This is a genomic window from Salinibacterium sp. ZJ450 (genome assembly GCF_011751885.2).
In the GTDB taxonomy this organism is placed as follows: Bacteria; Actinomycetota; Actinomycetes; order Actinomycetales; family Microbacteriaceae; genus Ruicaihuangia.
This window is the reverse complement of record NZ_CP061771.1, coordinates 423,638-446,874: the sequence shown is the minus strand read 5'-3', so window position 1 is coordinate 446,874 and position 23,237 is coordinate 423,638. Positions and strand designations below refer to the sequence as shown.

The 23,237-nt window shown below is 68.5% G+C and carries 22 protein-coding genes; 5 read left to right on the top strand and 17 right to left on the bottom strand.

Translation table 11 applies throughout. The features are described 5' to 3' along the window. Window positions 1–4 precede the first annotated feature (4 nt). The 7 genes from HCT51_RS02205 to HCT51_RS02175 all read right to left on the bottom strand — a co-directional run bounded on the left by HCT51_RS02205 (window position 5) and on the right by HCT51_RS02175 (window position 6,512). Complete coding sequence (locus HCT51_RS02205) at window positions 5–688, bottom strand: hypothetical protein (protein ID WP_166879439.1); 684 nt, start codon at window positions 686–688, stop codon at window positions 5–7. A gap of 69 nt (window positions 689–757) precedes the next feature. Next, window positions 758–2,077, bottom strand: a complete 1,320-nt coding sequence (locus HCT51_RS02200) for an LCP family protein (protein ID WP_347877941.1) — start codon at window positions 2,075–2,077, stop codon at window positions 758–760. After that, a complete protein-coding gene (gene purE / locus HCT51_RS02195; RefSeq protein WP_166879442.1) occupies window positions 2,074–2,577 on the bottom strand; it encodes a 5-(carboxyamino)imidazole ribonucleotide mutase in 504 nt (167 codons plus the stop codon). Before purE ends, HCT51_RS02200 begins: the two co-directional genes overlap by 4 nt. An 11-nt stretch (window positions 2,578–2,588) precedes the next feature. Next, a complete protein-coding gene (locus HCT51_RS02190) occupies window positions 2,589–3,716 on the bottom strand; it encodes a 5-(carboxyamino)imidazole ribonucleotide synthase (protein ID WP_166879446.1) in 1,128 nt (375 codons plus the stop codon). A gap of 74 nt (window positions 3,717–3,790) precedes the next feature. Next, window positions 3,791–5,113, bottom strand: a complete 1,323-nt coding sequence (locus HCT51_RS02185; RefSeq protein ID WP_166879450.1) for a UDP-glucose dehydrogenase family protein — start codon at window positions 5,111–5,113, stop codon at window positions 3,791–3,793. Window positions 5,114–5,183: 70 nt separating this feature from the next. Beyond that, the gene (locus HCT51_RS02180) at window positions 5,184–5,738 is read right to left on the bottom strand and encodes a PH domain-containing protein (RefSeq protein ID WP_166879455.1); all 555 of its coding nucleotides are present in this window, start codon (window positions 5,736–5,738) and stop codon (window positions 5,184–5,186) included. A 3-nt stretch (window positions 5,739–5,741) separates the two neighbouring features. Next, window positions 5,742–6,512 carry a biotin--[acetyl-CoA-carboxylase] ligase gene (locus HCT51_RS02175; RefSeq protein ID WP_166879459.1) on the bottom strand — a complete coding sequence of 257 codons (771 nt, stop codon included), beginning with the start codon at window positions 6,510–6,512 and terminating at the stop codon, window positions 5,742–5,744. Window positions 6,513–6,619: 107 nt separating this feature from the next. On the opposite strand from HCT51_RS02175, the gene HCT51_RS02170 reads away from it, so the two are divergent. Further along, a complete protein-coding gene (locus HCT51_RS02170; RefSeq protein ID WP_224760619.1) occupies window positions 6,620–7,372 on the top strand; it encodes a polyprenol monophosphomannose synthase in 753 nt (250 codons plus the stop codon). Here the strand turns inward: HCT51_RS02170 and HCT51_RS02165 are convergent. The 4 genes from HCT51_RS02165 to HCT51_RS02150 are packed head-to-tail and all read right to left on the bottom strand — an operon-like array spanning window position 7,298 to window position 11,089. Then, window positions 7,298–8,602, bottom strand: coding sequence for a DUF6716 putative glycosyltransferase (locus HCT51_RS02165; protein ID WP_166879464.1), 1,305 nt, complete (start codon window positions 8,600–8,602; stop codon window positions 7,298–7,300). The two genes, HCT51_RS02170 and HCT51_RS02165, sit on opposite strands and share 75 nt — an antisense overlap. Continuing rightward, window positions 8,599–9,471 (bottom strand): N-acetylneuraminate synthase family protein, encoded by an 873-nt coding sequence (locus HCT51_RS02160; RefSeq protein WP_166879468.1) that lies wholly within the window; start codon window positions 9,469–9,471, stop codon window positions 8,599–8,601. The genes HCT51_RS02165 and HCT51_RS02160 overlap by 4 nt, the downstream gene beginning before the upstream one ends. After that, window positions 9,468–10,145 (bottom strand): acylneuraminate cytidylyltransferase family protein, encoded by a 678-nt coding sequence (locus HCT51_RS02155; RefSeq protein WP_166879471.1) that lies wholly within the window; start codon window positions 10,143–10,145, stop codon window positions 9,468–9,470. The genes HCT51_RS02160 and HCT51_RS02155 overlap by 4 nt, the downstream gene beginning before the upstream one ends. Next, the gene (locus HCT51_RS02150; RefSeq protein ID WP_166879475.1) at window positions 10,142–11,089 is read right to left on the bottom strand and encodes a hypothetical protein; all 948 of its coding nucleotides are present in this window, start codon (window positions 11,087–11,089) and stop codon (window positions 10,142–10,144) included. The genes HCT51_RS02155 and HCT51_RS02150 overlap by 4 nt, the downstream gene beginning before the upstream one ends. A 176-nt stretch (window positions 11,090–11,265) precedes the next feature. Here HCT51_RS02150 and HCT51_RS02145 point away from each other — a divergent pair, with 176 nt between their 5' ends. Next, a complete protein-coding gene (locus HCT51_RS02145; RefSeq protein WP_224760618.1) occupies window positions 11,266–12,870 on the top strand; it encodes an acyl-CoA carboxylase subunit beta in 1,605 nt (534 codons plus the stop codon). After that, window positions 12,867–13,091 (top strand): acyl-CoA carboxylase subunit epsilon, encoded by a 225-nt coding sequence (locus HCT51_RS02140; protein ID WP_166879480.1) that lies wholly within the window; start codon window positions 12,867–12,869, stop codon window positions 13,089–13,091. Before HCT51_RS02145 ends, HCT51_RS02140 begins: the two co-directional genes overlap by 4 nt. Window positions 13,092–13,422: 331 nt before the next feature. Here HCT51_RS02140 and HCT51_RS02135 read toward each other — a convergent pair whose 3' ends face one another. The 4 genes from HCT51_RS02135 to HCT51_RS02120 all read right to left on the bottom strand — a co-directional run bounded on the left by HCT51_RS02135 (window position 13,423) and on the right by HCT51_RS02120 (window position 17,723). Then, on the bottom strand, window positions 13,423–14,469 hold the full coding sequence (locus HCT51_RS02135; protein ID WP_224760617.1) for a hypothetical protein: 1,047 nt from the start codon (window positions 14,467–14,469) through the stop codon (window positions 13,423–13,425). Further along, window positions 14,466–15,752, bottom strand: a complete 1,287-nt coding sequence (locus HCT51_RS02130) for a sensor histidine kinase (RefSeq protein ID WP_191413716.1) — start codon at window positions 15,750–15,752, stop codon at window positions 14,466–14,468. The genes HCT51_RS02135 and HCT51_RS02130 overlap by 4 nt, the downstream gene beginning before the upstream one ends. Further along, on the bottom strand, window positions 15,742–16,425 hold the full coding sequence (locus HCT51_RS02125) for a response regulator transcription factor (protein ID WP_166879483.1): 684 nt from the start codon (window positions 16,423–16,425) through the stop codon (window positions 15,742–15,744). The genes HCT51_RS02130 and HCT51_RS02125 overlap by 11 nt, the downstream gene beginning before the upstream one ends. 71 nt (window positions 16,426–16,496) lie before the next feature. Further along, window positions 16,497–17,723 (bottom strand): class I SAM-dependent RNA methyltransferase, encoded by a 1,227-nt coding sequence (locus HCT51_RS02120; RefSeq protein ID WP_166879486.1) that lies wholly within the window; start codon window positions 17,721–17,723, stop codon window positions 16,497–16,499. Between the two features lie 21 nt (window positions 17,724–17,744). On the opposite strand from HCT51_RS02120, the gene HCT51_RS02115 reads away from it, so the two are divergent. Beyond that, window positions 17,745–18,485, top strand: a complete 741-nt coding sequence (locus tag HCT51_RS02115; RefSeq protein WP_191413709.1) for a Maf family protein — start codon at window positions 17,745–17,747, stop codon at window positions 18,483–18,485. Window positions 18,486–18,571: 86 nt separating this feature from the next. Then, complete coding sequence (locus HCT51_RS02110) at window positions 18,572–20,323, top strand: acetyl/propionyl/methylcrotonyl-CoA carboxylase subunit alpha (protein ID WP_166879495.1); 1,752 nt, start codon at window positions 18,572–18,574, stop codon at window positions 20,321–20,323. A gap of 136 nt (window positions 20,324–20,459) precedes the next feature. Here the strand turns inward: HCT51_RS02110 and HCT51_RS02105 are convergent, their stop codons facing one another. Next, the gene (locus tag HCT51_RS02105; protein ID WP_166879498.1) at window positions 20,460–21,416 is read right to left on the bottom strand and encodes a hypothetical protein; all 957 of its coding nucleotides are present in this window, start codon (window positions 21,414–21,416) and stop codon (window positions 20,460–20,462) included. 269 nt (window positions 21,417–21,685) lie between these two features. After that, window positions 21,686–23,122, bottom strand: a complete 1,437-nt coding sequence (locus tag HCT51_RS02100; RefSeq protein WP_166879502.1) for an NAD(P)H-quinone dehydrogenase — start codon at window positions 23,120–23,122, stop codon at window positions 21,686–21,688. Window positions 23,123–23,237 lie beyond the last annotated feature (115 nt).

Below are 23,237 nucleotides of genomic sequence, written 5' to 3'. Positions count from 1 at the left end.
GGGGTCAGCATGGGTTGGACATGTAACTGCCTCCCGTGACCCTTTGAAGCACACCATCCACGGCGTATCCGAACACTCCCCACGGGTTGTCCTCGACGGATTCTTCGCCTTCCTCAAACCCGAACCACTCCCGCTGGTCACCGGCTAAGTACGGATCGCGCAGATCGGTGCTCGGTTCACCGACGGAGTAGCCGGTGCTGGACTCGATCGTCACTCCACCAACGGACTCAGCGGTCGCGTTAACCAGGAACGTGATTCCGGGCGGCAACATCCACATGTCGGGTCCGTGCTCCAGCCGGAAAGCACCATCCTCCCAGGAAGCGATGGATCGGACCTGCTCGCAGTGCTGCTCGCCGGGGTCCTCGACCGTGGTTGGGATCTCTGCGAAGACCTCGCTCAGCACATCGATTGCGGCGGTTGCCGGTGCAGAGAACGGCACGTCATGCAGCACCGTGCCGTCGGCGGTAACCACCGTGAACTGCTCTGCCCCGATGACAACCTTCGCGGCCGTCGCGGCTGGAGCCTCCGTCGGCGTCGGTGTGGGGGTGGTCGTCCGCGTTGGCGTCCCTTCGCTCGCAGAGCCCGGGTCGGAGACAGCCGGGTCTGGCGTCGCGCAGCCCGCTATGGACAACACGCCCACCAGTAACGCAAAAGCGATTGCCGAGCGCGAGTGCTTGATGAGTGTCATACCCGCACTGTACTAATGAGACATACTCGGCCGATACTACGTTTTCGTAACACCACCCTGGTGACGGAGTCAGCTCGCGGGCTCCGCCGGACTAGTGGCGTCTGCGACCATCTGGTGAATGTGTGCGTAGTCCGGGTGGATGTGGTCGATCTGCGGCGGCACGAGTTCGAGGTCAGTGATCGGCTGCGCCTGCGTCTTGCCTGCGAGGTCGGTGAAGCGACCGAGCATCCCTTGTGGAACATCGGTGCGCACCACTTGCGCGCCGGCCTCGGCGATCGCCTGGAACTTCGTCAGTACGTTTGTCGGTTCGAACTGGGTCATGATGGCCTGCTGGATCTGCCGCTGGCGTTCCATCCGGACGAAGTCCGTGGTGTCATAGCGGGTCCGCACGTACCAGAGCGCCATTGCTCCATCCATCGTTCGGGTGCCCGCCTCTATCGCGCCGACCGGCTCCCTGCCGTTGATGCCGAGTACGACACGTTCCGGCACCTCGACCGTGACACCGCCCAGGGCGTTGATCAGGTCGGCGAAGCCCTGCATGTCGATCAGCACGTAGTACTGCATGGTGAGCCCGGTTACGCCTTCGACCGCATCACGCATGGCCTCGATGCCCGGCGTGCTGCCCTGGCTGGCGGCATCCGGATACAACTCCGGATGCTCCTCACCGTAGGTGTAGAGATAGCTGATCAGGCATTCGTCGCCGCAGTCATAGCCATTCGGGTACTCCTGCAGCAGCGGAGAGTCGGCGCTGAACGGCACCCGGTACAGGTTGCGCGGGATGCCGATCATGGTGGCAGCGCCGGTTTCGGCGTCGATGCTGACCGCGGTGATGCTGTCCGGGCGAAGGCCCATGCGGTCGGGACCGGCGTCACCGCCGAGCAGCATGATGTTGTAGCGGCCGTCGATGGGCTCGGCGACGTTGCCGCCGCCGAAGATCGACTCGATGGTGCCGCGACCCACTCCGGTCAGGTACGCGCCGTACGCCGCGGTGCCGGCCGTGGCCACCAGGGCGATGACGGTGAGCCCGGCGACCAAGGGTCTGGCGGTCGGTTTGGCGCGGATCAGTCGCACCAACCGCAGCGTGTCGATGGTCAGGATGACCCAGAGCACGGCGTAGAACGCCAGCCCGAACTGCACGATCCACAGCATCCAGAAGTTGGTCATCAGGGTGATCGTGAACTCACGCGCGGTGAACCAGAGCACGGCGAGCACCACGATCGCCGCCCACAGCACGAGGGTGGCGCCGAGGCCGAACCGGCCGAGCTTGCGGTTGCCAGCGAGTACCTGAGCGGATCCGGGGATCAGCACGTTCAGCACGACGAGCCACCAGGCCCGTTTGGTCATGACCTCGGGCGAGGTGCTGTCGGGGTTTCGGACTGGTGTGCTCACAGGCTGTTCTTGAGTGCGGCGTTCTTCTCTTCGACGAGGTCCTTAAGGCTCTCGGCGTAGTCGGACAGGCGGCGGGACAGGTCGGGGTCGGATGTCGCTAGCATCCGCACCGCGAGCAGGCCGGCGTTGCGCGCTCCGCCGATCGACACGGTGGCCACCGGCACTCCGGCCGGCATCTGCACGATGGAGAGCAGCGAATCGAGGCCGTCAAGCTTCGACAGCGGCACCGGAACCCCGATCACCGGAAGCGTCGTGACCGACGCGAGCATGCCGGGCAGGTGCGCGGCCCCTCCGGCGCCGGCGATGATGGCACGCAGGCCGCGGCCCGCGGCATCCGTTCCGAACGCGATCATCTTCTGCGGCGTGCGGTGCGCCGAAACCACCTCGACCTCGTGCGGGATGCCGAATTCGGTGAGGGCGGCGGCGGCATCCTTCATGACTGGCCAGTCAGAGTCGGAGCCCATGACGATGGCGACGAGTGGTTGAGGCACGTCGCCCATAGTAAGGCCGCTCACTGAAAGTGAGACGCGGCGGCACGCGCACGATACGCCACCTCGTCAATCTCGTCGCCGGTGACGGTGATGTGACCGACCTTGCGGCCCGGTCGCGGGTCCTTGCCGTAGTTGTGGATCTTCGCGCTCGGCTGGGCCGCCATCGCGGCCGGGTAGCGGTCGCTGAGGGTGCCCTCGGCCGGTCCGCCGAGGATGTTGATCATCACGCTTGCCGGCGCGGTGGCTGCGGTGGAACCGAGCGGCAGGTCGAGCACCGCGCGCAGGTGCTGCTCGAACTGGCTGGTGACGGAGCCCTCGATCGAGAAGTGCCCGCTGTTGTGCGGGCGCATGGCCAGTTCGTTCACCAGCAGTCGGCCGTCGGTGGTTTCGAACAGTTCCACGGCGAGCACGCCGGTGACGCCCAGGCCCTCGGCGATGCGCTGGCCGATGTTTTCGGCCAGCGGGGTGGCGATGGAGGTCTCGGCCGGGGCGATCACCTCGGCGCAGACGCCATCCTGCTGCACTGTCTCGACCACCGGCCAAGTGGCGATCTCGCCGTTCGGGCGCCGGGCGACGAGCTGGGCCAGCTCTCGGCGGAAGTCGACGAGCTCCTCGACCAGCAGCGCTCCCCCGCGTCCGTCCTCGGCCAGGGTGCGGAACCAGTCCTCCGCCTCGTCGGCCGACCGCACTACCCGAACTCCCTTGCCGTCGTAGCCGCCGCGGGCGGTTTTCACCACGGCTGCCCCACCGTTGTCGGCGAGGAACTGCTCAAGCTCGGCCTCGGTCTCCACGCGCGCCCACACGGGAACGGGCAGGCCGAGTTCGCTGAGCTTCGCGCGCATGTCGAGCTTGTCCTGCGCGTAGCGCAGAGCATCCGGGCCGGGGTGCACTTGGTAGCCGCGGTCGACCAGGGCGTGCAGGATCGCCTGCGGCACGTGTTCATGGTCGAAGGTGATCGCGTCGAGCCCCTCGGCGAACGCGAGCACGGTTGCCTCGTCGCGGTAATCGCCGACTGCGGTTGCGCCGAGTCCGGCCGACATTCCGTCGGCCTCGGCGAGCACACGGATGTCGAGGCCGAGGTTGATGGCTGCGGGGATCATCATGCGGGCGAGCTGCCCGCCCCCGATTACGCCGACTTTCAGGGTCATGACACTCCCGGTAATTTGACTGCGGTACGTACCTATCTTTCCTTATCCGATAGGCAGTCAGAGATCCGCGTGAGTTAGCTGACCGCGACCGGCGCGTGCTGCGGTCGGCCGAGTGCGCGGTAGAGCCAGCCGGCTTCCCGCCAAGCGACGGGATTCAGGCAGTTGCGACCGTCGACGATCGCGCGCACGTTCACCGACTCTGCGAGCTCTGCCGGGTCGAGCGTCTTGTAGTCGCGCCATTCCGTCAGCAGCACCACGGCGTCCGCATCCCGTGCCGCCTCCGCGGCGGTGGCGACGTAGGTCAATTCCGGGTTGCGGCGACGGGCGGTCTCGATCGCCTGCGGGTCGGTCGCGGTGACGATGGCGCCCTCCGCGACCAGGCGAGTGGCGACATCCAGCGCCGGCGAGTCACGCACATCGTCGGAGTCTGGCTTGAAGGCAAGGCCGAGCACGGCGATGCGCTTGCCCTCAAGGTCTCCCCCGACCACCTCGCGGGTGAGGTCGACCATGCGGCTGCGCCGGCGCAGGTTGATCGCGTCGACCTCGCTGAGGAAGCTGAGCGCCTGGTCGACGCCGAGTTCCTCGGCACGGGCCATGAAGCCACGGATGTCCTTCGGCAGGCATCCACCGCCGAAACCGAGGCCCGCGTTCAGGAACTTGCGACCGATGCGGTCGTCGAGCCCGATCGCGTCGGCGAGCTGGGTGACGTCGGCGCCGGTCACCTCGGCGATCTCGGACATCGCATTGATGAACGAGATCTTGGTGGCGAGGAACGCGTTGGCCGACACCTTGACGAGTTCTGCGGTGGCGTAGTCGGTGACGATGCGCGGGGTGTTCGCGGCGATCGCGGTGGCATAGATCTCGTCGAGGGTGGCGACGGCATCGCTGTCTCCGCCGGGGCGCACCCCGTAAACGAGACGGTCGGGCGTTAGCGTGTCTTTGATCGCAAAGCCCTCGCGCAGGAACTCGGGGTTCCAGGCGAGCCGGGCGCCGGTGGTCTCCACCCGCTCGGCGAGCCGGGCAGCCGTGCCGACCGGCACGGTGGACTTGCCCACCACCAGGTCGCCGGGCTTCAGATGCTCGAGCAGGGACTCGATGGCGGCATCGACGAAGCGCAGATCGGCGGCATTGCTGCCCTGCTGCTGCGGCGTGCCCACGGCGACGAAATGCACCGTTGCCGTGTTCAGGTCGGCCATCTTGGTGGTGAAACGCAGGCTGTCACCGGCTTCGAGCAGCAGCTCAGGCAGGTCGGGCTCGAAGAAGGGCGCCTGCCCGGCCGACAGGCTTGCCACCTTGTCGGCATCCACGTCTACTCCGACGACGTCGTGACCCAGTTTGGCCATGCTGGCCGCATGAACTGCGCCGAGGTATCCGCATCCGATCACAGAGATTTTCACCTTTGCACCCTACCCGTCTCAGGTAAGCGGTTGTGCCCCATCACACGTCGGCGATTTCTGCCAGCGGCGGTTACGAGGAACCCCACACCGCGGTCTGGTCATGCGGGCGCGACCGTTCCTGCTGGCGCCGGGCCGCGATCGGGTTCTGGCTGCGTTCCATCAGGTCATGCAGCGCCGCCTGCACCAGATCGGCGGACGGCACGTCCTTCAACACCACCGGATTCTCCAGTCCGGTGTTGATGCGCACGTTGCCGCTGCCGAAGAGCACCTGCAGGCCGTTCTTGCGAACAGTCACGTCATAGCCCCGGCTATGCAGCAGCTCCTGCCGTTCACGCACGAAGAATCCGCTGCGCAGCACGATTCGGCGTGTGGTGATGGTGTAGTTGCGCCCCAGCCAGGCGAGCAGTGGCAGCATCCACAGCGTCACCGCGACCAGCACTCCCGCGACGAGCACCGCGATGTTCTGCCAGTCCTCCGCGAACTTTCCGGTGAAGTACGTGGTGGCACCGACCGTCGCGATCAGCACGATCGAGGGCCAGAACATGGCCCTGGCGTGCGGTCGCAGCCGAGCTACGACGACCTCGGGAGCCGGCGCCGACGGCGCGGAGTACTGCTCAGAGGACATTCCTCATTCATACCTCAGATGCGTGACGTCGCCGGCGGCGACAGCCTGAACGTGACCATCCTGTTCTTGAACCAGCAGCCTGCCGGACTCGTCGATGCCGGTGGCGACGCCGATCAGCACCTCGTCACCTGGGAGCTGGACCCGCACCTGCAGACCGAGCGTGGTGCACGCCTCGATCAGGGCGCTGCGGATGCCGCTGGCCTCAGCATCTCCGCCGGCAGCGGTGAACGCGCGGTACAGCCGCTGCAATTCGCTCAGGTAACCGGCCAGGGCGGTGTCGGGGTCCGCGCTGCCGCTTCCGTGGGTGTGTAGCCCGACCGAGGTGGCCACCGGCGTGGGCAGCTGATCGGCGGGAATGGCCAGGTTCAGCCCGGCGCCGACGATCACGGCATCCGATGACCCATTGAGCTCGGCGAGGATGCCGCTGACCTTGAGGCCGTCGATCTGCACGTCGTTCGGCCACTTCAGGCCGACCCGCGCGTCCGGCAGCAGCTGCTGCACGGTGCGCGCCATGGCGAGCCCGGCGATCAGCGGCAGCCAGCCGAGATGCTCCGGGCTGAGTCCGGGCCGCAGCAGCACGGACACGGCGAGGGTCTGCCCGGGCGGGGCCACCCAAACGCGGCCGAGGCGTCCGCGTCCGGCGGTCTGGTTGTCGGTGACCGCGATGCTGAAGTCCGCAGCATCCGGCGCTGCCCGCAGTTCATCGTTCGTCGACCCGGTCGACTCGAAAACGGTGAGGTCGGGGTAAGCCTCGAGGCTGCGCGGCACATGCATGGGTCAAGGGTAGGACGAGTTGGGACGAAGATCGCGCGCGAACGCGGCCGCACGGCGACGAACCCGGGCTGCGGGTCCGACCGGCGCGGGTTTGGCAGAATGGCCGGGTGACCGAATCCCCGCGTGGCCCTGCTGCGCCGCGCGTGCTCGTGATCACCCCGACGTACAACGAGAAGGACAATCTCGTGCGCGTGCTGGGCCGGTTGTTCGCGGCGCAGCTGACCGTGGACGTGCTCGTTGTCGACGACAACAGCCCGGACGGCACCGGGCTGATCGCCGATTCGCTCGCGGCATCCGATGCCCGTGTGCATGTGCTGCACCGTGGCGGCAAGCACGGGTTGGGCGCGGCATATTTGGCCGGATTCCGCTGGGGCCTCGATCGGAGATACGACGTGCTGGTCGAGATGGATGCCGATGGCTCGCATCCACCCGATGCGCTGTCCCCGATGCTCCCGGCAGTGCACAACGGAGCCGGCCTCGCGATCGGTTCGCGTTGGGTTCCGGGCGGGCGGGTCGAGGACTGGTCGAAGCGTCGGGAGCTGCTCAGCCGCGCCGGCAACGCCTATGCGCGGCTCGCGCTGGGTATTCCGGTGCACGACGCAACCGCCGGCTTCCGCGCCTACCGGGGGCCGCTGCCCGCCGCGTTGCCGCTCGGCAACGTGAACTCGCGCGGATACTGCTTCCAGGTGGACATGGCGCTGCGCGTTCTGGACGCCGGAGAGCGCGTGACGGAGACGCCGATCGCCTTCCGGGAGCGGCAGGCCGGCGAGTCAAAGATGAGCTCGTCAATCGTGCTCGAGGCGATGCTCCGGGTGACGTGGTGGGGACTGCGCAGGCGCTTCAGCTGCAGGCGTGGCTAGCCTCCCGACGGGCCGCTCGCGCGCCGCTTTAACGCGTTTCAGACCGCGGTACACCGGCAACGCCACCGTGCCGACCGCCAGGGCGACGTGGCCGCCCAGGCTGCGGTCGAAGCGGCCGAGCGCCCGTTTGCGCCGCCAGGCCGAGCCGAGCGCTCCACCCAGGATCGGCCGCCCCGGGCGGGCACCGAGGCTGCCGGCATCCCGTTTCGTCGCCAACAGGTCGAGCTGGTCGAGCCAGTCGTCGTGCTCTGCGCCGTGGAAGTAGTTGTCGCCTAGCCATTTCGGGTCCACCGAGTGGAACCGGCCGCAGGCCAGGTCGTCAAGCGAACCGAGCAGATTGCTGGCGACGAAGATCTCATTGATCTGCTCGGGTCCGACCCCGAAGTCGTCAATCGCGAGCACCGGAAGGCCACGAGCCAACGCCTCGAGGGCCGCCGTCGAGCTCACCGTCACCAGCGCCCCCGCCGTGTCCAGCGCGCGCACCATCGGCCCATGGTCAAGCACCAGGTTCGCCGGCGGGGTGCGGTGCGCGGTGAGCAGTTGGTCGTAGGCGTCGCGCTCCACGTGCGTCTGCTGTTCCCCCGCTCTGGCACGCAGCTTCACCACGACCCGTCGCTCCGGGTACCGCCGGGCCAGACTGATAAGGGTGTCGAGCACCCGCTGTCGATCCCGCCGCTCGGCGGGCACCAGGGCCTGCGCGGCGAACACCACGTCCGTCGCATCCGCTGCCGACACCGCGGGCGCCAGGAACGGCAGCGTCAGCAGTCCGAACCGCATCGGAATGCGCTGGATTTCGGCCAGCTCACTGAACTCGCGGCGTTCCCGCCGACTGTGCACCAGGAACAGGTCGGCCTGCGCCCGATGCACCACCGCCCGCTTGCGCACCGGAATGCCGATCCCCGGCAGCCCACTGATCAGCAGCGGGCGGGGGCTAGGCAGGTCGTGCGCCGCAGACAGCACGATCTCAGCCACCGAGCCCAACGCCGACGCGACCACCACATCAGGCTGCCAGCCCGCCAGCTCGCGCCGCAGCTGGTGGAACGGCACCGTCGCGACATCCGCCGTGTCGATGCCGGTTCCGGTCAGCGCCGTTCTCAGCTGTTCGGCGCTCGGCGCCAGCGGCGTTTCGAGCACGAGCAGCCGCTTCTGCCAGCCGGAGGGCATCGCCGCCAGCAGCGACGCCCCCCATTTCGCATACGAGTCGGTATCGACTACCGCGACCGCCCTCACGCCAGAACGCGACGCAGCTTCGCCTGCGGGGCAAGCTCTCCCGGGAACACGCGCTTGACGCCGTCGCCCATGGCGCGTTCGATGACGCGGATGTCGCGGACCAAGTTCTCGAAACCGTGCGGCTCAAGCGACGCGGCGTGGTCGGAGCCCCACATCGCCCGGTCGAGGGTGATGTGGCGTTCCACGACGGTGGCACCGAGCGCGACGGCGGCCAGCGAGATCTGCAGGCCGGTCTCGTGACCGGAGTAGCCGATCGGCACACCAGGGTAGCGCTGCTGCAGCGTCGGGATCATGCGCAGGTTCGCCTCTTCCGGCGGCAGCGGGTAGGTGGAGGTGGCGTGCAGCACCACCAGTCCGTGGGTGCCGAGCAGGTCGACAGCGGTCTCCACCTGCTCGAACGTGGACATGCCGGTCGACAGGATCACCGGCTTGCCGGTGGCGGCGATCCGGGCAAGCAGGCCGGTGTCGGTGATCGACGCGGACGCGATCTTGTATGCGACAACGCCGAGGTCCTCGAGGAAGTCGACGGACGGCTCGTCCCACGGCGACGCGAACCAGTCGAGGCCGCGCATGGTGGCGTAGTCACCGATCTCGATGTACTGCTCGCGCTCGAACTCGACCCGGTAGCGGTACTGCAGGTAGCTCATGGTGCCCCACGGCGTCTCGCGCGGGGTGAGCTTCATGTGCTCTGGCGTGGAGATGTCGGGGGTGCGTTTCTGGAACTTGACCGCCTGGGCGCCGGCATCCGCGGCTACATCGATCAGGCGCTTGGCGTTCTCGACGTCACCGTTGTGGTTGAGGCCGATCTCGCCGATCACGTAGACCGGCTCGCCTGCGGCAATGGTGTTGTCTCCGATGCGGACCTTCATCTGTTCCATCTTTCTGCAAGGGTCTCGGCGAGCGCGAACTGCTCGGCCGTGTCGATTTCGAGTGCGTCACCGTCTGCGGTGATCGCGATGCCGATCCGCCCGAAGAATCGGAAGCGTGCCTCGGCGAATCCGGCGGCGCGCATCACGTAGAACGCGCCGGTCTCCTGGTAGTGCGGTTCGCGGTCTTGTCGACGCGGCCGCACGGCGGCATCGTGGTTGACCGCGGCGGCGCCGTCTGGGGTGTTCCGCCAGAGGAAGGCATGGGTGGGCACCGCCGAGAACACGACATCCGCGGCGCCGGCGCGCACCCGGCCGACCGCGGCATCCAGCGCGGCCGGGTCGATGAACGGCGACGTGGCCTGGATGAAGACGAGGATGTCGGGGCTCACGCCATCGGCGGCGAGCGACTGCAATGCGTGCAGGAGGGCGTCTTCGGAGCTCGATTCGTCGCGAGCGAGCTCGGCCGGGCGGTCGATTACGCGCGCTCCGGCGAGCGCGGATACCGCGGCGATCTCGGCGTCGTCGGTTGAGACGTAGACGGCGTCGATCTGGTCCGCGGCGAGCGCAGCATCCACGGCGCGGGCGATCAGCGGGCGGCCGCCGACCTCGCGCACGTTCTTGCGCGGAACACCCTTGGATCCGCCGCGCGCCGGGATCACGGCGATCACGGTCATCGGACTACTCCTACGGCGCGGCGATCCCGCTGCTCCCGCTGGTCGAGCCTGTCGAGACCCGGCACATCCACCAGCCGCACGGTGCTGCCGGTTCCCTCGAGCACACGCTGCAGGGTGTCCACGGCGCTGGATGGCAGGCTCACCACGTCCAGCGGCTCGCTGGTGCCGGCGAGCGCCAGTTCCACCGGGATGCCGGTGAGCTGCACGGCCACGCCGCCGATCGCGGAGACGCGGCGAAGGTCCTCCGGCCGCTCGCGACGGTGCGGCAGATAAATCACCGGCCCGTCCTGCGCCTGATCGGCCACCCAGCGGCTGTGGTCATCGGCGGACATCAGCCCGTCGACCACCCGCGCCGTTCCGAGCAGGATGCGGCCGGTCGGCACCCGAACGCCGGGCGCGGTGGAGCGCGACCAGTCGAACAGGTTGGTGCGCACCTCGCCGGAGCGTCGGAACGCACGCAGTTCGGGCCTCGACGACCCGTAATAGCTGAACAGGGTGGGGCGTGCGCGGCGGAGCGCGGACTTGGCCACGCGGCCGAGCACCCGCATCCGAAGTGCTTCTGGTTTCGACGGGCGCTGCAACGGCAGCGATCCCGCGACCGCGGTCGCCAGGTGCAACGTCATCGTGCCGTCATCCAGCAGCACCACCCCGGCGGGCCAGAGCCGGGCGAGCGCGAGGCGCGCCTGCCCGGACAGGGCATCGCCGAGCACCCAGGTGCGGTGCCGTCGGAGCAGGTCCCACGGGATGCCGGCCACCGGGTCACCTATGGCCACACCGGCCGGCAGCCCCCGACGGCGCAGTTCCTCGGCCGTGGAGTGCATCTGCGGGCCGGAGTCGCGCGGCACGACGTGCACCGGCTCGCCGCTTGCGGCCGCGAATTCGACCGCGTTCAGCAGTTGCAGGGGAGACTCCACCCAGGCAAGGCTGACAGCGCGTTCGGGCATGATGGGCAACCCTAGAAAACCCAAGAGTCCAGCTCGGTGGCGTCATGGTGAACGGCAGGCAACGTTTTCGTGCACATCGTGTTCAGCACAGTCGCGGGGCGCGACAACGCTTCCGGCCGATCTTGTGGCGTTGCCACAACGGCATTGCCCTTCCCGTGGTAGGTAGAGTGAAGCGCGTGACCGCAGCAGACAGTACCCCGGCTCCCGACCTCTACACGACCGCTGGCAAGCTCGCCGACCTCAAGGAGCGCTACCACGAGGCCGTGACCGCGAGCGGGGAAGCCGCCATCGCGAAGCAGCACGCCAAGGGCAAGAAAACCGCCCGCGAGCGCATCGAAGCGCTGCTTGACCACGGCTCCTTCGTGGAACTGGACGAGTTCGTGCGGCACCGCACCCACGCCTTCGGCATGGAGAAGAAGCGTCCATACGGCGACGCGGTCGTCACCGGAACCGGCACCATCCACGGCCGGCAGGTGGCGGTCTACTCGCAGGACTTCACCATCTTCGGCGGATCGCTCGGCGAGGTCGCCGGCGAGAAGATCATCAAGGTCATGGACCTGGCGCTGAAGACCGGGGTGCCGATCATCGGCATCCTCGATTCCGGCGGAGCCCGCATCCAGGAGGGCGTCGTCGCGCTGGGCAAGTACGGCGAGATCTTCCGACGCAACACCCAGGCCTCCGGCGTCATCCCTCAGATCTCGATCATCTGCGGTCCCGCCGCCGGCGGCGCGGTGTACTCCCCCGCCCTCACCGACTTCGTGATCATGGTCGACAAGACCAGCCAGATGTTCGTCACCGGCCCCGACGTGATCAAGACCGTCACCGGTGAGGATGTCGGTATGGAGGAGCTCGGCGGAGCACTCACCCACAACAAGATCTCCGGGGTCTCGCACTACCTCGCCAGCGACGAGGACGACGCGCTCGACTACGCGCGCACCCTGCTCGGCTACCTGCCGGACAACAACCTGGCCGAGCTGCCGGTGTATGAGAGCGACGCGGAACTCGAGGTCACCGACTCCGACCGCAAGCTGAACACGGTGATCCCCGACTCGCCGAACCAGCCGTACGACGTCACCATGATCATCGACCATGTCACCGACGAGGGATCCTTCCTCGAGGTGCAGCCGCTGTTCGCCCCGAACATCGTGATCGGCTTCGCCCGGGTTGAAGGACGCTCGGTGGGCATCATCGCGAACCAGCCGAACGCGATGGCCGGCACGCTGAACATCGACGCCGGCGAGAAGGCGGCGCGCTTCGTGCGGTTCTGCGACGCCTTCTCGATCCCGATCATCACCCTCGTCGACGTGCCGGGCTACCTGCCGGGCACCGACCAGGAATGGACCGGGGTCATCCGCCGCGGTGCCAAGCTGTTGTACGCCTACGCCGAGGCCACCGTGCCGCTGGTGACCGTAATCACCCGCAAGGCATACGGCGGCGCGTACATCGTGATGGGTTCGAAGCAGCTCGGTGCCGACCTCAACTTCGCCTGGCCGACCGCGGAGATCGCGGTAATGGGCGGCCAGGGTGCCGTCAACATCCTCTACCGCACCGAGATCCGCGATGCCGAGCAGAACGGCGAGGATGTTGCCGCGGTGCGCACCAAGCTCGCGAACGAGTACACCTACAACGTGGCCAGCCCCTTCCTCGCCGCCGAACGCGGCGAGCTCGACGGTGTGATCGAACCGGCCGCGACCCGCGTGGCCATCATCAAGGGCCTGCGCGCGCTGAAGGGCAAGCGGGCGCAGCTGCCGCCGAAGAAGCACGGGAACATCCCGCTGTGACCGACGCGAACACAGGCCTCGACATCCGCGTGCAGGCCGGCACGCCGACCGCCGCGGAACTCGCCGCAGTGCACGCGGTGCTGGGCGCCGCCGTGCAGGAACTCTCGGACGACTCGAAACGGATCACGGAAACCGGCCCGTCGCGGTGGGAACGCTCCCAGCGGTCAGTCAGGTCGCCGCTTCCCCACGGTGCCGACACGTGGCGCTCATTCGGCGCCTGAGGTAGACAGGACTGTCAACACCCCGGCGTACCCCGATTAGGGGTAGACTGCCGCCGTGGGGCCGCATGCTGGAGCCAAACTCTGGGCAGGACACGCAGAAATTGTCCCCCTAGTGTCCCCCTAAATGACGACTTTCGCTCCTGCGAGGCGGCCGCCATTATTGATAGTGCTAGGTGTTCCTCTTCGGAGGACTCACTGACCAGATCATTAGCCGACTAGGGTAAGCGGGCTAATGACTTGGGGGCGAGTCAAGGTGATATTCGGGTTGTTGCCTTGACTCGGGGTTAGCGAAGGGCCGCACGGGATGTGCGGCCCTTCCATCGTTAACGCGCTACGGCGCGGGGGTGCGCGGAATCTCTAGCCAGAGGGCGACTTCGTCGTCCTCGTCGGGTTCCTGGCCGAGAGCGCTCGCGACGGAGGCTCCCCCGCCACCGCTCAGGCCCACCACGGTCACCGCGACATCCGACCCCTCTGGCACGGTGCGGGCGATCACCCGCTCCGCGGTCGTGTCACGCAGGGCGTCGGCCAGCTGGTCGAGCACCACGTCGAGTTCCGATTCGGACAGATCGTCGATCCCGCCTTCGTCGAGCAGGGTGACGGTGGCACCGCGCCGGCGCGCCGCCATCACCTGCTCACGAACCGAATCGTTCAGCAGCTTGCGCCCTCGGATCTCGTCGCGGATGGCGCCTTCCAGGTGCAGGCACTCCTGGCGCTCCGCGGGGGTCAACGCTCCGCCGCGACGCACGATCTGCTCGAGCATGGGCAGCGCCATCATGCTCGTCTGCTCCAGCCGGAACTGCCGCTCGTACAGGTGCGCCTCCTGCGCGGCGTGCCACTCGGCGGCCTCCCGCTCGGCCGACGCGAACCGACGCGCATCGAGGGTGGCCTTCCAGATCGCGACGCTCAGGATGTGCGACACCGCCACCCAGACGACGCTGCCGATCACCCCGAGGCCAGCGAGGGCGCCGAACCCCGACCAGATGACCGTCTGCACCACGAGGAAGCTGACGCCGATCCAGGCCCAGAGGTGCCGGCGCCGGGTGGAGGTGATCGTCATCAGCGTGCCCACCGCGGCGATGTACCAGGTGGCGTAGCCGTTGCCGCCTTCGCGGTCCGGGTCGAGCTGGCTGGTGACCAGCAGCGGCAGGGCGATGACGACAACCACGTTGACGATCGCCAGCCACAGCGGCATCCGCCGGGATCCGAGCGGAACCAGGCTGGCCACCGTGGCGATCGCGTATGCCACCATGGCCAGCACGATGGGCGCCACGGACTCCGCGTAGTTGCCGAGCAGCGAGTATGCGGCCAGCACCAGGTGGTAGGCCGAGAACAGTGCCCCCATGCCTACGATCAACGCGCGGGGTATCCCGATGTTCACGACTGGGCCTCCTCGTCGACGGCGACCCGGCCGGTGACGCCGGGGGTGGCCTCGCTGGTGCGGGCGACCGAAACGGCCTCGGGGCAGGGCCAGCGGATACTGACCACCGTTCCGGCGCCGGGGGCGGTCGCGACATCCGCTCGTCCGCCCACGTTGGCCAACCGTTCGATGATGGAGACGCGCACGCCGAGCCGTTCGTTCGGCACCGAGTGCAGGTCGAAGCCGACGCCGTCGTCGCCGACCACGATGTGCAGTCCGTTCTCGACGCCCTGCACGTTCACCCAGCGCCGCACCGCAGTGCCCGCGTGCTGACTGGAGTTCACCGCGGCCTGCACTGCGGCGGAATACAAGGCCTCGGCCGCGGCAACCGGCACCAGTGCGGTGCCGAGGTCTCGCACCGACACGGCGACATGCCCGGGCAGCGGACCGACCGCGTCGGCGATGCGCTTGGCCACCACGCTGGCGCGCACCGTGGAGCCGTCGGCGGGCGCGCCGGTGGCCGCGTCGCTGAGGTGGCCGATCGCCCGGCGGGCCATCTCGGCCGACAGCCGCTGCGCCTCCGGACTGTGCGCGCGACCCGCGGAGAGCAGCGTGGTGAGCACGCTGTCGTGCACGATGGCGTCGACCTGCACCCGCTCGACATCCGTGGCGTGCTGGCGCACCGCGTTGCCATAGCGACTGAGGGCGGTGGCCTGCGCCGCATCGACCGCGGACGAGGCCTGCCGCAGCATGGTGACGATGATCATCACGGCGCCGCCGAGAATGATGGCGTACACGGCGTCGAGCACGGCCTGCGAGACGGGCACCGCACCGCCGGGCTCGGTGAGCCGGATCAGCGCGTACAGCGTCGGCACGACAAAGAGGTACGCGGTGGCGAGGCGGGTCGAGAAGCTGATCGCCGCGGTCGCGGTCGCGACGGTGAGCAGGTAGTAGAGCCAGTGGTTGGCGCCGCTGACCAGCTGCGGGTTAGTCACCGCGAACGGCCAGCTGATCAGCGCCATCAGGTAGACGATCGCCACCAGACCGTGCGCGGGACGCACCCAGCGTTGCAGGATCGAGGCGATCACCGCGATCAGCAGGCTTCCGCCGATCGCGGTGAGGGCGGCGGCGGCCCACACCGGGTTGGCCTGGTCGATCTGGTCGAGAATCGCCGGCAGGGTCTGCGCGCCGAACACGATGCCGAACGCCGCGACACTGCGCGAGATGATGGATTCGACCTGCCGGCGGCTGATCGGGTTGCGCGGCTGCTTGTCCGCGAACGCGGGGAGCTGGTTAGCGCTCATCACCGGCATCCGGGTCAAGCCCGGGCAGGATGCCGTCTTCCACCGCTCGGCGCAGCAGGTCGACCTTCGTCGGTGCGGGACGTCCCACCTCGACATACTTCACGCGGATGCGGTCGAGGTACTCCCTGGCGGTCGAATAGCCGATGCCGAGCTGCTCGGCCGCGAGCTTGAGCGGCAGCCCCGATGCATACAGGTGCAGGATCTCGCGTTCACGCCGGCCCAGTTGCGCCTTGGCGAAGTCACGGTCGGCGTCGATCGCGCTGGCCCACTCGAGGTTGTTCAGCACCTCGCCGCGGGCCACGGTGGCGGCGGCGGCCAGCACCGTGGAGGTGGCGGACGACTTGGGGATCACGCCGGCGGCGCCGGCGGCGAGCGCCTCGCGCACGCTGGCGACCCGGTCGGCGATGGAGTGCACCAGCACGGCAGCGCCGAGGGCCTGCACCCGCTTCACGTTCTCGGTGACGGTGGACCCGTCGCCGAGGGACAGGTCGAGCACCACCACGTCGCATTCGCGTCCGGCCAGGGACTCGACCAGATCTTTCACCGTGGGGGCCGCGACGACGAAGTCGAAGCCCTCATCAATGAATGCCGCCTTGAGCCCGAGGCGCACCGATTCGTGGTCGTCGACAACAGCGACCCGCACCGGCCTCGCCTGAGCGCCTGCTGGAGCCATCGTCATCCTTCAACCCCCGAAATTCTGCCCCGTTCGGGGCACACGCGTAACCGATTCCATCGTATCGGTGCTCACGCGCGTCGGAGTGTCCCGATCGCTTCGACGTGGTGCGTGTTGGGGAACATGTCCAGCGCCCGCAGCTCGGAGAGCTCGTACCCGCGTTCGTGGAACAGGTTCACGTCGCGGGCGAAGGCCACAGGGTCGCAGGCCACGTAGACCAGTTGCGCCGGTTGCAGGTCGACCAGGGAGTCGACGACTTCCCGTCCCGCCCCAGATCGTGGCGGGTCGAGCACGATGGTGGCGGCGTGCAGCCTGGCGCGTTCCTCGTGACCTGCGGATGCCGCCAGCTCACGCACCCAGCGTTCCACCCGAGCGGTGACCGCCTGGGCGCCCACCCAGTCCGACAGGTTCTCGGCGGCGTGGTCGGTGGCGTCCGCGTCGGATTCCACACTGGTGATCCGCACGCCGTGGCCGTACTTGTCGCCGATCGCCGCGGCGAGCAGGCCCACCCCGCCGTACAGGTCGAGGTTCGCCGCCTTCGGGTCGAACAGGGTGTCATCGATCGCCCGCTGCACCGCATCGGTGAGGGTTCCCGCCGCGTGCCGGTGCACCTGCCAGAAGCCGGAGTCGAACAGCTGGAACTGCCGGTCGCCGACCGTCTCGGTGATCGCGCTCTTCGCCTGGTCGCCGATCCGCAGTCGCGCGCCGCCGGTAGACGGGGCCAGGATGTCGATCGATTCCACGCCCGGGAAGCGGTCGCCGAGCGGCGCCACCTCGGCGAGCGCGCTGGTCGCCAGCGGCAGGTCGTCCACCGTGATCACCCGGTGCGACCGGGCCGCATACGGGCCGGGGCGGCCGCTGTCATCGACGTGCAGCCGCAGTCGGGTGCGCCAGCCGGTGCCGTCTGCCGGTCCGGGCAGCGCCTCGACCGCGACATCCGACTCCACCTTCGCCATGCGCTGCAGCGAGTCGACCAGCACCTGTCGTTTCAGCTCACGCTGGTGTTCAAGCGTGATGTGCCCGAACTCGGCGCCTCCCGCACGGTTCTCGGGGGCACGCTCCACGCTGGCGGCGCTCCAGATGTGCGCCCGCCGGTGCGGGCTGGCCTCGAGCACCTCCACCGTGTCCGCTCGCCAGAAACTCTTCTTGTTGTCGTCGCTGATGCGCGCGCGCACCCGTTCACCGGGGATCGCGTCGGCCACGAAGACCACGCGCCCCTCATGCCGCGCGACGGAGATTCCGCCGTGGGCAATATTGGTAACCTCAAGCTCGACGTCGCGTCCGATCCATTCACCCATCCTTCGAGCATAGGAGCCTTGGTGCGCCTTTATCTCGCCTCGACCTCACCTGCCAGGCTCGCCACGCTGCGCGCCGCCGGAATCGAACCGGCCGGGCTGATCAGCCCAGGAGTCGACGAAGACGCCGTGGTCGCGGCGATGCCGCCGCACACTCCGCAGGAGATGGTGCTGGAACTCGCCAGGGCCAAGGCCGCCGCCGTGATCGGGCAACTTGTGGACGGCGAACCGATCGACGGGTTCATCCTCGGCGGCGACTCCGCGTTCGAGTTGAACGGGGAGATCTTCGGCAAACCGCATACGGCGGATGTCGCGCGCTCCCGCTGGGCGCAGATGGTGGGGTCGACCGGGGTGTTGCACTCCGGGCACTGGCTGATCGACCACCGTGGCGGCCGCGTCCGGGGCGAGGTCGGGGCGGTTGGCGGAGTTGGCGGGGCTGGCGGAGTTGGCGGGGCCGGCGGAGTTGGCGGGGCCGGCGGAGTTGGCGGGGCCGGCGGAGTTGGTGCAGTTGGCGGGGTTGGCGCGGTCGAGTCGGCACGGGTGTCGTTCGCCGATGACATCTCCCCCGCTGAGATCGACGCCTACGTCGCCACCGGCGAACCGCTGCAGGTGGCCGGGGCATTCACCATCGATGGTCGCGGCGCCGCGTTCATCTCCAGCATCAGCGGCACCCCAAGCGCGGTGATCGGACTGTCGGTCCCGACGCTGCGCGAGTTGCTGCACGACGGGTTCGGGGTCGAGGTCCACCGTTTCTGGAACCGGTAACTTGTAGGTCTGAACCACAGGCTGGCACCCGTTTTTGTGGGTGCCGTCCAATTCTGAGGGCGATCACGCCCGTAGGCTGGATAACTATGGCTCGCATCACGAAGGTTCTCATCGCCAACCGCGGAGAAATCGCGGTCCGCGTCATCCGCGCGGCCCGGGACAGCGGCATCCGCTCGGTTGCTGTCTACGCCGATCAGGACCGCGAGGCCCAGCACGCCCGTCTCGCCGACGAGGCGTACGCGCTCGACGGCAGCACCTCGGCCGAGACCTATCTGGTGATCGACAAGATCCTCTCCGTCGCCCGCCGGTCCGGCGCCGACGCCGTGCACCCCGGCTACGGCTTCCTCGCCGAGAACGCCGCGTTCGCGCAGGCGGTCATCGACGCCGGCCTGGTCTGGATCGGCCCGTCCCCCGCCGCGATCGAGCAGCTGGGCGACAAGGTGTCGGCCCGCCACATCGCCGAGCGGGTGGGCGCGCCGCTCGCCCCCGGCACCCTGAACCCGGTGGCGGATGCCTCGGAAGTGCTGGCGTTCGTCGACGAGCACGGGCTGCCCGTGGCGATCAAGGCCGCCTTCGGTGGCGGCGGCCGCGGCCTCAAGGTCGCCCGCACCCGCGACGAGGTGCCCGAGCTGTTCGACTCCGCCACCCGTGAGGCCATCACCGCGTTCGGTCGCGGCGAGTGCTTCGTCGAGAAGTACCTCGACCAGCCCCGCCACGTCGAAACCCAGTGCCTCGCCGACGCGGCAGGCAACGTGGTCGTGGTCTCCACCCGTGACTGCTCGCTGCAGCGCCGCCACCAGAAGCTGGTCGAGGAGGCGCCCGCGCCATTCCTCACCGACGAGCAGAACAAGGCGCTCTACGACTCGTCGAAGGCGATCCTGCGTGAGGTCGGCTATGTCGGCGCAGGCACCTGCGAGTTCCTCATCGGCAAGGACGGCACCGTCTCGTTCCTCGAGGTGAACACCCGCCTGCAGGTGGAGCACCCGGTCTCCGAAGAGGTCACCGGCATCGACCTGGTGCGGGAGCAGTTCCGTCTCGCCGAGGGCGGCATCCTCGACTACGACGACCCGGTGGCCAAGGGCCACTCGTTCGAGTTCCGCATCAACGGCGAAGACCCCGGCATGAACTTCATGCCCTCCCCCGGCCCGGTGCACGTGTTCAAGGCGCCCGGTGGACCCGGGGTGCGCGTCGACTCCGGCGTCGTAGCCGGCGACGAGATTTCGGGCAGCTTCGACTCGCTGCTCGCCAAGCTGATCGTCACCGGCGCCACCCGTGAGGAGGCGCTCGAACGCGCCCGCCGCGCCCTCGACGAGTTCGAGGTCGCCGGGCTGCCCACCGTGCTGCCGTTCCACCGCGCCATTGTGCGCGACCCGGCCTTCACCTCGGCGCCGTTCGAGGTGTACACCCGCTGGATCGAGACCGAGTGGGTGAACGAGCTGGAGCCGTGGAGCGGCGAACTGCTCGACGCCACGGCTCGGGCGAAGCGGCACGCGGTGGTCGTTGAGGTTGACGGCAAGCGCATCGAGGTGTCGCTGCCGACCCGGCTGCTGCCGGCGACCGGAGCCGTGGCATCCGGTCCCGCCCCGCGCCGTCGCACCGCCGGGACCGTGTCCACCGTCACCGGAGACACTGTGAAGGCGCCGATGCAGGCCACCGTCGTGAAGCTCGCCGTGGCCGAGGGCGACCATGTTGTCAAGGGCGACCTGATGCTGGTGCTCGAGGCCATGAAGATGGAGCAGCCGATCACCGCGCACAAGGACGGCACCGTGACCGGCGTGAACGCACTGGTGGGCGCCACCGTGTCGTCGGGGCACCTGCTGCTCTCGATCGCGTCCTAGCTGTCCCAACCGCGGGCTTTCCCAACCGCGCGGTGTTTCTCACACCGTGCGGCGCTACGTAGCACCGCATCGTGTGAGAAACCCCGCATGGTCCAGCGGGGGGCCGGCTTAGCGGACGCTGGTCAGCGGAAGCCCGTCAGTGAACGCCCGCCCGGTGCAGGTGCTCTCGCAGCCGCTGCGGCGAGACGGCGAGCGCCCACTTCCACCGACTCATCCCGCGGCCGGTGGCGCGTAAGTCGTCCTCACGATCCTTCTCGTCGAGCAGGACCTGGTGGGGCGTCCTGCCGCGCAGAAACTCCGGATCGGTGTACTTGAAATCGCCGTCGAACTCGCCGATCACATTGAACTCCGGCCACCAGAAGTCGACGATGTAGACGCGACCACTCGCCCCCGCGATCGGCACCTGCAACTGAGGTGCGGTGATCCCGGCCTGATGCATACTCACTCGGCTCATCGACTCGCCGGGCCGATCCGCGGCGCCGTTCGCGAACATGATCACCCGCTCCGCTTTCTTCTGCCCATGCTGAAGTGGGATACGGCGGAGTTCGCCCAACAGTTCGTCCCGGCTCAGGAACGTTCGCGGCACGTCGCCGCGAGGGTGCGCGGTGCGCCTCAGCGCAGCGTCGGCCGTGGTAACCGCCTGCCCGAATGACGCGGTCGCCGACAGGTCGACGACGGTGCGCGCGAGGGATGTCACGGAGAGACCGTCGATCACCTCGACGTCGTCGGGCACGCCGACGCCGTGCCGGAACGTGAAGCCATTGGACCGCCCGCCGGCAGCGGGTTCGGTGAGAACGTGCACACGGGTCGGCCACTGTCCCACCCAGGGCAGTCGCCAGAGCGCAGCCGCCGACTGGTGCGAGAACACCTGGTCGTGGTCCGCAGCGAGTGCGGCCGCCCTAACCGTCGCCCGGTAACGCGCGTGTCGGTCGAGTTGGCTCCAGACGTCCGCGCGCACATAGATTCCGCGCACCACACGCACGAACTCGCCCTTCAGCGCCCGCGCCAGGAACGGGTTCCGACCACCGACCGGGTCGAGATCCCGCACCCGCAAGAGGTGCTGCGTCCATGGGAGTGGCTCCGAGGCTGTCATGGCCCCGATAGTGGCCCTGTCCCGGGGCCCAGAGCCGCGACATCCGTCACCTGTGGACAATCCACCGCTGTGGATAACTCGCCCTGGCCGCTGCACCGGTCAAACAATGCGGGGTTTCTCACACCGCGCGGGGCTACGTAGCCCCGCATGGTGTGAGAAACCCCGCATTGTTCGCCGTGAACGGATGTCGTTAGCCTGCCGGCCGCCCGCTGGGCCCCGCATGGTTCGGGATGGACCGGGATGGACGGGGATGGACCCCCCGGACCGCCCTAGTTCACGATATGCATCGCCCGCGCGGCATCCGTGATGCTGCCCGACAGCGACGGGTACACCGCGAACGCCAGCGCCACCTCATCCACCGTCAGCCGGTGCTCGATCGCGATGGCGATCGGCAGGATCAGCTCGGATGCCTTCGGCGCCACCACGACGCCACCGATCACGGCGCCGGACCCCGAGCTGGCGAACAGCTTCACGAAACCGTCCTTGATGCCCATCATCTTGGCGCGCGGGTTCTCCGACAGCGGCAGCTTGTAGATCATGCCCCGCACGAGGCCCTCTTCGATCTGCTTCTGCGACCAGCCGACCGTGGCAATCTCGGGCTGGGTGAAGATGTTCGAGGTGACGTTGCGCAGCTCGGTGGGGTTCACCGCGTCGCCCATCGCGTGGTAGACGGCGGTGCGGCCCTGCATCGACGCGACCGAGGCCAGCGGCAGGAAGTCGCTGCAGTCTCCGGCGGCGTAGATCATCGGCATCGAGGTGCGCGCGACCCGGTTGACGCGGATGTGACCGGACTCGGTCATCTGCACCCCGGCCTCCTCCAGCCCGATGCCCGCGGTGTTCGGGATCGCGCCGACCGCCATCAGACAGTGCGAGCCCTCGACGGTGCGTCCGTCGGAGAGGGTGGCGACCACGCCGTCCTTGGTGCGGGTGACGGATGCCGCACGGCTCTTCGACAGCACGGTCATGCCGTTGCGGGTGAAGACATTCTCGATCACCGCGGCGGCGTCGGCGTCCTCGCCGGGCAGCACCTGGTCGCGGCTGGAGATCAGGGTGACCTCCGCGCCGAGCGCCCGGTACGCCGACGCGAACTCCGCGCCGGTGACACCGGAGCCGACCACGATCAGGTGCTCAGGGGTGGCCTTCAGGTTGTACAGCTGGGTCCAGGTGAGGATGCGCTCACCGTCGGGCTTCGCCGACTCGAGCACGCGCGGGCTGGCGCCCACCGACACCACGATGGTGTCGGCGTCGACGGCGTCGAAGTCGGTGCCGGTCTTGCCCTTCGCCGTGGAGACGACGATGCGGTTCGGGCCCTCGAGGCGCCCCTCGCCCTGCACGATGCGCACGCCGGAGCGGGTGAGTAGCTTCTTCATGTCCTCGGACTGGCTCCGTGCCAGCCGCAACAGCCGCTGATTGACCGCGGAGAGATTCACGGCGACCTCCGGGCGCACCGGGCGTCCGTCATCCGTTCTGGTGAAGAACTGCACGCCCAGCTCGGTCGCCTCGGTGATCGCGGTTGCCGCCTCCGCGGTGGCGATGAGCGACTTCGACGGAACAACATCCGTCAGCACGGCCGACCCGCCGACCCCGGTCCGCTCGATCAGCGTGACCTCGGCGCCGAGTTGCGCACCCGCGAGCGCGGCTTCGTATCCGCCTGGCCCTCCACCGAGTACTGCGATCCGTTGCTTGCGCTCAAACTGGTAGGCCATATCTCCTATTGTCTCGTGCGCGCGGGTAGCGCTCCAAACCGGCAACACCATAGAGAGAGCGGATGTCGCGTGCCCTCGTGACGCCTCGACCTAGCAACCGGGCCGGCCGCTACCG